We start from the raw sequence: 10,796 nt of genomic DNA on the forward strand, positions 1-10,796 counted from the left end.
CGAGGGGGCGCCGGGCGGCCAATCGACGCAAGCCACACGCACGGCAGATGACTGAGAGCCACACCCGACACCCCTGGGCCCCCGGACCTTACGACCGGCCCGAGTCGACCCAAGGAAGAAGGTAGGGGGATGACTGATCTGGGCCGTGTGCTGATCCTCGCCGGCGGGCTGTCCCCCGAACGGGAGGTCTCCCTGCACTCGGGGGGACGGCTGCGCGACGCGCTGACCCGTATCGGGGTCGAGGCCGACCTCGCCGACGTCGACGCCGCGACGCTGCCCGCGCTGGCGGCCGACCCGCCCGATGTGGTGTTCCCGGTGCTGCACGGGACCTCGGGCGAGGACGGCACGATCCGCGAGGTGCTGGATCTGTACGACCTGCCCTACGTCGGCGCCCTGCCCCCGGCCTGCCGGGTGGCGTTCGACAAGGCAACAGCGAAGGCGGCCGTCGCCGCCGCGGGGGTGGCGACGCCGGCGGCGGTGACCCTGCCCCGGGAGGCGTTCCACGACCTGGGGGCCGCCGCGCTGATCGAGCGGATCGTTGCCCGGCTGGGGCTGCCGGTGGTGGTGAAGCCCCGCGCGGGCGGGTCGGCGTTCGGCGTGACCCGCGTCGACGACGCCGGTGGACTCGCTGAGGCGCTGATGAGCTGCTTCGGCTACCACGACTCGGCGCTGATCGAACAGGCCGTCGCCGGCGTCGAGATCGCCATCGGTGTCCTCGACAGCGGCGACGGGCCGATCGCACTGCCGGCGGTCGAGATCGAACCGACCACGGGGGTGTACGACTACGCGGCCCGGTACACCGCGGGCGCCACCTCATTCTTCACCCCGGCCCGCCTCGACGAGGAGATCCTGCGCGCCGCGGCCGAGACCGCGCTCACGGCGCACCGGGTGCTGGGGCTGCGGGACCTGTCCCGCACCGACATGATCGTCGACGGTGACGGTGTCGCGCAGTTCCTGGAGGTGAACGTGGCCCCCGGCATGACCGACACCAGCACCTGGCCGATGGGCCTGCACGCCGCCGGACTCGACTTCGCCGTGGTCTGCCGCGACCTGGCGGCCCACGCCTACGACCGCCACGTTCCTCGCGGCTGAGTACGGGGCCGTCGTTCAGCGGCGGTACACCGAGATGTGCTTGCGGGCGGTGTTGGGGTCGTAGGCGGTGGCGTCCCAGTCGCCCCACCGGTACGCGAGCCGGAGACCGGCGGCTGCCGCCAGGGCGTCGATCTCCTCGGGCCACAGGTAGAGCATCCGGCCCGGGTACATCCGGACCGGCGCCCCGTCGGCCAGCACGATCTCGTGGTAGTCGAAGGTGCGCGCGGTGGGGGTGTTCGTGGCGGCGAACAGCACCACATGCCCGGTGCTGCGCTGCTTGACGACCACGGCCGAGTCGGCGGGGAACACGCCGGGATGCGGCCCGTCCGGCAGCCGTCCCGGCCGGGGCACGAACGTCTCCAGCACCAGCGAACCGCCGTCGCCGAGGGCCTTCGCGGCCTGGCTCAGGAGTTGGGCCTGGACATCGCGGTCGGCGAGGAGGAAGAACGTGTTGAACACGGCGTAGATCAGCGGAACCGGGTCGGCGACAGTGAAACTCGCCGCGTCGGCTTCGACCGCGGTGACCGCAAGCCCCTCCGCCACGGCCGAGCGGTGCAGCTGGCGGGTCATCTCCCCGGAGGCGTCGATCCCCACGACCGGGACCCCCGCGCGGGCCAGGGGGAGCGCGACCCGTCCGGTGCCCGAGCCGATCTCGACGGCGGGTCCGTCACCGGCGAGGTGGGCGAGCATCTTGATCTGTATGGGGTCGGCGACGAACGTGCCGTAGAGATCGTCGTAGGTGTCGGCGATCGCGTCGCCGTACGTCGACTCCTGGTAATGATCAGCCGTCATCAAACACCTCGCCCATCGTGGCGTTACACACTGGTAACGTCTGCTGTACCGGTACAGACAGAGTGATCCCAGCAGGTGATCGAAAACAGTACCGGTACAGTTTGGGTGACGAGGAGTGCCGGTATGACCAGATATGAACAGATCGCTGCCGAGCTACGCCGACGCCTCGACGCCGACCCCACCCCCTACCCCGTGGGTAGCCACCTGCCCGGCTACAGCCAGCTGACCGCGGAGTTCTCGGTCGGCCGCGGCGTCCTGACCGAAGCCCTCGGCCTGCTGGCGCTGGAAGGCCGCATCCGCATCGTCGACCGATCGGGAGCTCTCGTTCTCGATCCCGCCGCGCCACGGCAGCCGGTGGATGTCGGCGGCCAGGTCCGCCGCAACGAACTCGGCTACATCTTCAACGCCGCCGCCGGCCACTGGCGCCCCCTTGCGCCACCCCCCCGCCGCTGGCTGCCCGCACCCCCGCGCATCGCCCGCCTCCTCGACATCCCCGCCGGCAACGAGGTGCTGGAACGCCACCGGGTCGTCGGTCCCGACGGCCACCCGGTCCAGATCGCCGACTCCTACCTGCCCGTCACCCTGGCCCGCGGCACGGTCCTCGAAGCCGCTTCGACCGGACCCGGAGGCATCTACGACCGGCTCGAGCACGACCTCGGCCACGGCCCCCTCACTTGGCACCCGCGCGTCGGCGCGGCAGCAGCCACCCCCGAGCAGGCCCGCGACCTCGGTCTCTCCCGCGGCACCCCGCTCCTTGCCCTCGCCCGTATCTCGATCAGCGGCAGGACCGGACGCCCTATCGAAGTCACGATCACCTACCTCGACGGACACCGCTTCGAGGTCACCAGCCAGCCGATCACCCGCGACGACACCGCCCGCTGGCCCACCACACCCGCCACCGCAGAGAACCGACCGGCCGCCCCCTGACCTGTCGAATGTCAGGCCGCTGGTCAGAAGCGGCGCCTTGGCCCGGTCCGCCCAGCGGCCTGTCTCGGCGCCTCGCCGCCCGTCGTCGGCCCACAGCTCGTCCCAGGTGCGCCGGGCCTCGGCGCCCATCTGACCGAGGCGGTCGCCCTCTACACCGACGCCTGCGACACCGCCCGCACCCTCGGCGACCACGCCCAGCACGCGCATGTGCTGACCAGCCTGGCAGGTATCTGCCGGCACCAGGGGCGGTACGCACACGCCGCCGAGAACGCCCGGGAGGCGCTCACGCTCTTCCAGAAGATCGGCGACGAACGCGGTGAGAGCAGGGCGCTCACCGCCCTGGGCATCATCTACTGGCGGCAGGGTCGCTACGACGAGGCCCTCACCCACAACCAGCGCGCGTTCGACCTCTGTCAGAAGACCGGCGACCAGCGGGGTCAGGCTCGCGCCCTCGGCAACATCGGCCACGTCCACTGGCGGCAGGGCCGGTACGCACTGGCCGTTGATCACCAGCAGCGGGCGTTTGAGCTGCACCAGCTGACCCACGACACCCGCGGACAGGCCCACGCGCTGGGCAACCTCGGCAACGTCTACTGCCACCAGGGCGAACACGACCTCGCGGCCGATCACCATCAGCGGGCCCTCGTCCTCTACCTGGCCCTGGCCGACCGCAACGGCGAGGCGGACTCCCTGACCAACCTCGGCCTCGTCCACCACGCGCAGGGCCGCCATGACGACGCCGCACATCATCACCGCCGGGCCCTCGACCTCTACGAGGAGATCGGTGACCACAACGGCCAGGCCCGCGCGCACAACGGGCTGGCGGAACACCTCCATGCCACCGGCCATCCCGAGCAGGCCCGTGACCACCACGCCCAGGCGCTCACCCTGACCCTCGCCACCCAGGACAGCTACGAGCAGGCCCGCTCCCACGCCGGCCTCGGCCGTGCCCTCGACGACCTCGGCGACCACGACACCGCCCGCGAGCACTGGCGGTCGGCCCGCGACATCTACGCCGCACTCGACGCCCCCGAAGTCCACGAGACCACCAGGGCGCTGAGAACTTGAACCGAGCGGGCTGCGGGCCCCCGATGCAGATGATCACACTGGTCGGCGTCGGCCGGATGCGCGAATATTTCATCTTTGACGAGAGTGCGACCCTCTCGACCTCAGCCCGAATCCGTCGCCTGCGCGATTCCATCATCAAGGCGACTGAAACGTCCCGGTCTCCACAGACCCCGGGGTGATCCATCAGGGAAAATCTGGTCAGGGTGGTGGAGTGGTCTCGGCCGCGGAGGTGGTGGAGGTGGTGGAGGTGGTTTCCTCCGAGTCCTGACTGGTCCTGATGGCGGTGTTCAGGTCGTCGATCTGCCCGGTCAGCTCGAACCGGGTACGCAGGGCGATGCCGAGGACGGACAGGCACTGGGCGCGTTCGGGATGATCGGTGGGGGTGGTTGCCACCGCGTTCTGACCGGCCTTGATGGCGGCGTTCAGGTCCTCCAGCCGCCCGGTCCGCTCGAAGCGGGTCTGCAGGGCGACGCTGAGGTTGACCAGGTAGGCGGGTCGGTTGGAATGGTCGGTGGGAGGGGATTCCACCGCTTGTTGCAGGACATCGATGGCGGTGTTCAGGTCGTCGATCTGCCCGGTCCGCTCGAACCGGATGCGTAAGGTGGCACCGAGGTCAAACAGGTATGCGGGGCGGTTGGGGTGGCCCGCGGGGGTGAGCTCCAGCGCCTGTCGGAGTAGGTCGCTGATGGCGTTCAGGTCGTCCGGCTGCCCGGTCCGCCCGAACCGGACGCGCAGGGCGGCGCCGAGGGTGGACAGGCACCAGGCACGGTGGGGGTGATCCGTGGGAGTGACCGTCACCGCTTCCCGGCCGACCGTGAGGGCGTTATCGAGGTCGTCCGGCTGCCCGGTCCGTCCGTACCGGATACACAGCGTGTTGCTGAGGGTGGCCAGGTAGGCGGGGCGGTTGGGGTGGTCAGCGGGGGTGAGCTCCAGCGCCTGTCGGAGTAGATCGCTGATGGCGTTCAGGTCGTCCGTCTGCCCGGTCCGCTCGAACCGGGTCTGCAGAGTGGCGCTGAGGTTGGCCAGGTAGGCGGGGCGGTCGGGGTCGCGGGCGGGAGCGACCCGCACCGCCTGTCGCAGGACGTCGATGGCCGCGTCCAGGTCGTCCAGCTGCCCGGTCCGCTCGCCCTGGAGACATAGAGCCCCGCCGAGGGTGGACAGACACCAGGCACGGTGGGGATGGTCCGTGGAGATGGTCGCCACCGCGTCCCGGCCGGCCGTGAGGGCGTTATCGAGGTCGTCCGGCTGCCCGGTCCGCTCGAATCGGAGGCGCAGGGCGGTGCTGAGGTTGACCAGGTACATGGGACGGTCGGGGTGGTCGATGGGCGCAGCCCGCACTGTCTGGTGACGTAAGTCGATGAGGGCGTTCAGATCGTCTGCCTGCCCACGCCGCTCGAACCGGAACTGCAGGGCGGCGCTGAGGTTGCCCAGGCGCACCACGCGGTCGGGATGGTCGACGGGGGTGACCTCCACCGCCTGTTGGAACAGGTCGATCGCGGTGTCCAGCGCGGCGGGGTCACCGGCACGCATCGCGTCTTCCAGAAGACCGACAGCGCGGGCGGTCCAGAGCGGGGCGGTCTCGAGCGGGGCGGTCTCGAACGTGCCGGGACCGTGCTCGTCGAAGATGGCCTGTACCTGGTCGGGGACCATCCCCGGACGTACCTGGTACACCGGTGCAAGCAGATCCAGCGCGGTGGAGAAATCCCGCTGATCGTTACTGGACAGGCAGCGCACCCAGTACAGCAGCCCCGCCGTGTGGGCGATCTCCAGGTCCTCGGCCGGGCTGGACACCGTCTCAAGTAGTGCCGCCACCTCGATGAGTGCTTCCGGAGCCAGGACCGCTGTCGGATCGCCGTCGATGGTGCACCGACGCAGCCGGGCCCTCACCTGCCCCAGCAGACGCTCACGCATTCCGTATCGCCCCCACGCACACGTCGTCGGACGCCGTCCTCGCAGCACATATCTGCTGGCGCCAACGGTATGACCGATCGCCACCATGCTATGACGACCAAGCTCTGAAAGATGGCCGACCGATCGGGTTTTTCATGTCCGGCCTGATGTTCGGCCTGATGTTCGGGTGACGTACCCATGTCGCCGGGCATCGATATGCCCGGCGCATCCGGACCTTGTCCCGTCTTCCCACGGGCCCGTCTTCCCACGGGTGACCGCGGCTGGCCGGTGCGGGATTCCGGTATTCCTGGCCGAGAAAGCAGCGAATGTGCTGGTCGACGCCTCGACGACGAACCCCGGGATGCAGCACCACGTCAGGTTCTCGGCCTGCGTTGACGTAAGTTCTTCCGCCAGGATGCCTGGATTACCGGGGACGAGGCCGGTCGCCGGGTGTGGTCCGCGGTACGGCAACCGGAGAATTTTCGGTGCAGGTCAGCGGAGGGCCGCGGGTACCGGTCCGTGGCTGCTGACCACGCCGACGGTGCCCTCCGCGAGCCGGTACGACAGGCCGACCACAGCGCATCGTCCTGCGGCGACCTCGGCCGCGAGCAGGACCGACCGGCCGACCAGGCCATCAACCGTCCGCCGGATGTGCGTGCGCACGAACGCGTCGATATCGGTGTGCCCGGCTGCCCGCGCGGACAGCACGCTGGGCATGACCCGCTCGACCACGTCCCCGAGATAGCCCGCCGGGGCGGTTCCGTCACGATCCGCCTCGGACGCCGCGGTGACGGCGCCGCACGAATCGTGTCCGAGAACGACGACGAGGGGCGCGCCGAGCACGCTGACGCCGTACTCGATGCTGCCCAGTACCTCGGGCCCCGCGACGTGCCCGGCGGTCCGGACCACGAAGAGGTCTCCCAGCCCCCGGTCGAAGATGATCTCGGCTGCCAGTCGGGAGTCGGAACATCCGAACAGCACGGCGAACGGACGCTGCCGGGGCGCCACCGCCGAGCGGCGGTCGGCGTCCTGGTTCGGGTGCAGCCGCTCACCCTGCACGAAACGCGCGTTGCCCTCCCTCAGGACCGCGAACGCCTCGGCGGGCGAGGAGACAGCGAGATCAAAGTCGGACACACACAGCAACTTATCGCTGGTCCGGGGCGCAACGAGCCCGATCGCGACAACGCCACCAGCGTTGCGGAAGTCCGACAGACAGGGTCGCGGAAGTCCGACAGACAGGGTCGCGGGAGTTGGCGACGACGGGCACCGGTGGTGCCGCGCCGACGCAGACGGTGTCTCGTCGTCTCGCCGGTCCTACTCCCGGTCGTCGCCGCTGGCGACCGGGGACGGGTGTTGCGCGGTTTCGGTGGTCGAAAGCTCCTCCTCACCCGGTTCGGCCTGATGCGGTACCTGTCCGGGTGGGGTGTACGTCCCCGCCCAGGCCAGCAGGTCGCGTACCGGGCCGGTGAGGGGGGCTGCGGTGGGGCTGAGGGTGTAGCTGACCTCGATGGGGGGGCCGGTGTCGACGTGGCGCACGACCAGGCCGGCGGCGGTGAGCTCGCGCAGGCGGGTCGCCAGCATGGTGGTGCCCAGCCGTGCGGCGAGGGTCCGGTAGCGCACCGGGGCGTCCTCGGTGCCGAGCGCGGCGAGCAGTTCGAGGGTCCGGCTGCGCGCGAGGAGCGCGAGGCCGGCCCGTGGGTCCGCTGCGGGTGGCTGATCCGCCGTCTCCGGCGCGGGCTGCGCAGGCTCGGTGGTCTCCGCACCATCCCCGGCCACCGCGGGAACCTCGGTATCGATCTGGGGGGTGTCTCTCCCGTCTCCCTCGGACAGCACAGGCAGCACCAAGCCCGGATCCGACTCGGATGTCTCTGAGACCTCGGGACCGCTCTGGAGCTCACTGTCCATGCTCACGTCCTTCTTCGAGGGTCGGTACGAATCTCACACCAGACCTGGAAGTCATCCTAGACACTGGCTCCGACCTCATTGACGATCACGAAGTTCGTGTCTACTCGGGATCTGGCAGGGGCTCGACACCGGCCTGGTGATGCAGATCAGCAGGGGAGGACAGAGCTGGGGTGGTGGGCGAAGCTGCTGGTGGGTCGCTGTCCCGATCCAAGCTGACTTCCGATAACCTTCCCTTCTCGGAAGTCAGCCGGGACGGCACTCAGGGAGGTTCGGGGACCGTGGACGACACACATCCGATGGTTGCCCTGTGTTCCACCCCTGATGCGCCGATCCGATCTGACCCGGGAGCCGACCAGGGACCGGGTGGCAGACCTAGTCTGGATCTCGGACCAGGGTCGGAAACCACGAGTACTTCCTCAGCAGGGGCTGAGCAGGTATCCGTTGCTGCTCCTGGCCCAATGCTTGCAGCGGATCCGCTTCCTGAGGCGGGCCCACTGCCTGAGCCGGATCCGGTGTTCGAGCCGGATCCGGTGGTGGCCGGGGGAGCGGAGCTCGTGCTCGCCACCGCGCCAGCAGCGGTACCCGGAGTGCCAGCGCGACTCGCCGACACCCTCGACGGACTCGTCCGCGCGGGCAAGGCGCCCTCGACGTGGCGGGCCTACGACGCCGACTGGCGCCACTTCCACGCCTGGTGCGCGCAGGAGGGGCTGGGTGACCTGCCGGCGTCCGCGGTGACCGTCGCCGGGTACATCGCCGCGCTGGCCGACGCCGGGTACGCCCCGTCGACGATCCGCCGCCGGCTGGCGGCGATCTCGGTGGCCCACCAGCTCGCCCACGCGGTCAACCCGACGGGCGCGGCGGAGGTGTCGGCGGTGTGGAACGGGATCCGCCGTTCCCGCGGTGTCGCCCCGTCCCGCAAGGCGGCGCTGGACACCTCGCTGCTGTCCCGGGTCGTCGCCGGTCTCGACGACGCGGTGCTCGCCGACGTGCGGGACCGGGCACTGCTACTCGTCGGGTTCGCCGGCTGCCTGCGTCGCAGCGAGCTGGTCGGGTTGAACACCGCGGATCTGGTGGAGACCGACGACGGGCTGGTGGTGACGGTGCGCCGGTCGAAGACCGACCAGGAGGCGGCCGGCGCGCAGGTGGGTCTGTCGTACGGGTCGTACCGTCCGACGTGCCCGGTCCGGGCGTGGCGCGCCTGGGTGGCGGCGGCGGCCGGGGCGGGGGTGCCGCTGGCCGGCGGGCCGGCGTTCCGGGGCATCAACCGGCATGGGCAGGTCGGCGCGGTACGGCTCTACCCCGGGTCGGTGGCACGGATCGTGCAGCGCCGGGTCGCGGCCGCGGGACTCGACCCGGCGGACTTCGCCGGGCATTCGCTGCGGTCGGGGTTCGCGACGGCGGCGGCCCGCGCCGGGGTGACCGACCGGTCGATCATGCGGCAGGGCCGCTGGCGGTCGGCGGCGTCGTTGGAGTCGTACGTGCGCGCCGGGCGGCTGTTCGACGCCGACAACCCGTCGGGTCGCGTCGGCCTGTAACCCCCTGCAACCCCCACCGTGGGGGGTGCGCGAACCCCCGATACCCCCCGATGGTGCTGCTGGGGGGCGGTGGCCCGGAACGGGGCGTGGGTCTCAGGCGGGCCCCGGCGTGATGCCCGATGTGCCATGCTGAGCGCCGGACGGTCGGGCAGGAAGCCGGTGCGAATCCGGCGCGGTCCCGCCACTGTCACCGGGGAGTCGACCTCAGCACACGGTCACGGCGGCGAGGATGGCCGTTGGAAGACCGAGGGCAGGCGTTGATCCGGGAGCCAGGATACTGCCGCCGTCCGCGCTGGCTTCGAGGGCGAGGACACCCCGGGGAGGACGTTTCGCCATGCCCACCACTGTGCGTACCGCCGTGACGGCAAGGCCGGCGATGCCGGCGAGACCCCAGCCATCCGCGTTGCCACCCGGCGAGCGACCTGCGAGGCCGGGGTGCGGGCGGGGGTGTGCGGGCCGGTGGTGACGTTTCCGTTCAGCGCCCTGGTCGGGTTGGACGAGCTGCGGCTGGCGTTGCTGCTCAACGCGGTGTCCCCGGCGGTCGGCGGGGTGCTGGTCCGCGGGGAGAAGGGCACCGCGAAGTCGACGGCGGTGCGGGCGCTGGCGTCGCTGCTGCCGACGGTGACGGTGGTGGCGGGCTGCCGGTTCTCCTGCGACCCGCAGGCACCGGCGCCGCAGTGCCCGGACGGGCCGCATCCGTCCCCGACCGCGCTGACCCGCCCGGCGCGTCTCGTCGAGCTGCCGGTGGGGGCGTCCGAGGACCGGGTGACCGGCGCGCTGGACCTGGACCGGGCGCTGGCCGAAGGGGTGACGGCGCTGCGGCCGGGGCTGCTCGCCGCCGCCCACCGGGGGGTGCTCTACGTCGACGAGGTGAACCTGCTCGCCGACCATCTCGTGGACGTCCTGCTCGACGCGGCCGCCCTCGGGGTGGCGCAGGTGGAACGGGACGGGGTGTCGGTGCGTCACCCGGCCCGGTTCTGGCTGGTGGGGACGATGAACCCGGAGGAGGGGGAGCTGCGCCCGCAGCTGGTGGACCGGTTCGGGTTGACGGTGACGGTCGCCGCCAGCCGGGACCCGGCGGTGCGCGCGCAGGTGATCCGCCGCCGGTTGGCGTTCGACGCCGACCCGGCCGGCTTCAGCGCCGCCTGGGAGGGCCACGAGGCGCAGCTGGCCGCCCGGATCGCCGACGCCCGTGACCGGCTCGCCGGCATGGTCCTCGCCGACGCGGCGGTGGACGCGGTGGCGGCGGTGTGCGCGGCGTGTGATGTGGACGGGATGCGCGCCGACGTGGTGCTGGCCCGCACAGCGATGGCGGTGGCGGCGTGGGAGGGCCGCGAGGAGGTGCTGGCGGACGACATTCGGGTCGCGGCCCGGTTCGTGCTGCCGCACCGGCGCCGCCGCGGCCCGTTCGACGCCCCCGGCGCCGCGGACGACACCGGTCTGACGCAGACCGTCGACGACGCGTTGCGGGACCGGATCAGCCCGCCCGACGGGGACGACGACGGTCCGGGCGGAGGCGGCGGGTCGCCGGGTGGCGGGCAGCGCTGGCCCACCCAGACCCCCCACACTGCCCCTTATACCCATCCC

The 10,796-nt window shown here is 71.4% G+C and carries 9 protein-coding genes and 1 riboswitch; of the genes, 5 read left to right on the plus strand and 4 right to left on the minus strand.

The genetic code is table 11. The annotated features are described in order from the left end of the window. Window positions 1-129: 129 nt before the first annotated feature. Window positions 130-1,092, plus strand: a complete 963-nt coding sequence (locus AB1460_RS33190) for a D-alanine--D-alanine ligase family protein (protein WP_368966183.1) — start codon at window positions 130-132, stop codon at window positions 1,090-1,092. A 15-nt stretch (window positions 1,093-1,107) separates the two neighbouring features. On the opposite strand, the gene AB1460_RS33195 is transcribed toward AB1460_RS33190, so the two are convergent. Beyond that, window positions 1,108-1,884, minus strand: coding sequence for a class I SAM-dependent methyltransferase (locus AB1460_RS33195; RefSeq protein WP_368966185.1), 777 nt, complete (start codon window positions 1,882-1,884; stop codon window positions 1,108-1,110). Between the two features lie 123 nt (window positions 1,885-2,007). Between AB1460_RS33195 and AB1460_RS33200 the strand changes: the two genes are divergently transcribed. Continuing rightward, window positions 2,008-2,811 (plus strand): GntR family transcriptional regulator, encoded by an 804-nt coding sequence (locus AB1460_RS33200; protein ID WP_368966186.1) that lies wholly within the window; start codon window positions 2,008-2,010, stop codon window positions 2,809-2,811. Between the two features lie 207 nt (window positions 2,812-3,018). Continuing rightward, entirely contained in the window at window positions 3,019-3,879 is an 861-nt protein-coding gene (locus AB1460_RS33205; RefSeq protein WP_368966187.1) for a tetratricopeptide repeat protein, read from the plus strand. 198 nt (window positions 3,880-4,077) lie between these two features. On the opposite strand, the gene AB1460_RS33210 is transcribed toward AB1460_RS33205, so the two are convergent. The 3 genes from AB1460_RS33210 to AB1460_RS33220 all read right to left on the minus strand — a co-directional run bounded on the left by AB1460_RS33210 (window position 4,078) and on the right by AB1460_RS33220 (window position 7,674). Then, on the minus strand, window positions 4,078-5,790 hold the full coding sequence (locus AB1460_RS33210; RefSeq protein WP_368966188.1) for a hypothetical protein: 1,713 nt from the start codon (window positions 5,788-5,790) through the stop codon (window positions 4,078-4,080). A gap of 471 nt (window positions 5,791-6,261) precedes the next feature. After that, entirely contained in the window at window positions 6,262-6,903 is a 642-nt protein-coding gene (locus AB1460_RS33215; RefSeq protein WP_368966190.1) for a carbonic anhydrase, read from the minus strand. A gap of 180 nt (window positions 6,904-7,083) precedes the next feature. Next, complete coding sequence (locus tag AB1460_RS33220; RefSeq protein WP_368966192.1) at window positions 7,084-7,674, minus strand: winged helix-turn-helix transcriptional regulator; 591 nt, start codon at window positions 7,672-7,674, stop codon at window positions 7,084-7,086. Between the two features lie 458 nt (window positions 7,675-8,132). Between AB1460_RS33220 and AB1460_RS33225 the strand changes: the two genes are divergently transcribed. Next, entirely contained in the window at window positions 8,133-9,209 is a 1,077-nt protein-coding gene (locus AB1460_RS33225) for a site-specific integrase (protein WP_420497434.1), read from the plus strand. 149 nt (window positions 9,210-9,358) lie between these two features. Further along, window positions 9,359-9,489, plus strand: a riboswitch (cobalamin riboswitch). 179 nt (window positions 9,490-9,668) lie between these two features. After that, window positions 9,669-10,796: ATP-binding protein (locus AB1460_RS33230; RefSeq protein ID WP_368966195.1), on the plus strand; the 1,128-nt coding region annotated here is incomplete at its 3' end.

This window comes from Parafrankia sp. FMc2 (assembly GCF_041008525.1).
Classification (GTDB): Bacteria; Actinomycetota; Actinomycetes; order Frankiales; family Frankiaceae; genus Parafrankia.

Coding starts and splice junctions, on each gene's coding strand:
- AB1460_RS33190 (WP_368966183.1), top strand. CDS start 130: ATGACTGATCTGGGCCGTGTGCTGATCCTCGCCGGCGGGCTGTCCCCC.
- AB1460_RS33195 (WP_368966185.1), bottom strand. CDS start 1,884: ATGACGGCTGATCATTACCAGGAGTCGACGTACGGCGACGCGATCGCC.
- AB1460_RS33200 (WP_368966186.1), top strand. CDS start 2,008: ATGACCAGATATGAACAGATCGCTGCCGAGCTACGCCGACGCCTCGAC.
- AB1460_RS33210 (WP_368966188.1), bottom strand. CDS start 5,790: ATGCGTGAGCGTCTGCTGGGGCAGGTGAGGGCCCGGCTGCGTCGGTGC.
- AB1460_RS33220 (WP_368966192.1), bottom strand. CDS start 7,674: ATGGACAGTGAGCTCCAGAGCGGTCCCGAGGTCTCAGAGACATCCGAG.
- AB1460_RS33225 (WP_420497434.1), top strand. CDS start 8,133: ATGCTTGCAGCGGATCCGCTTCCTGAGGCGGGCCCACTGCCTGAGCCG.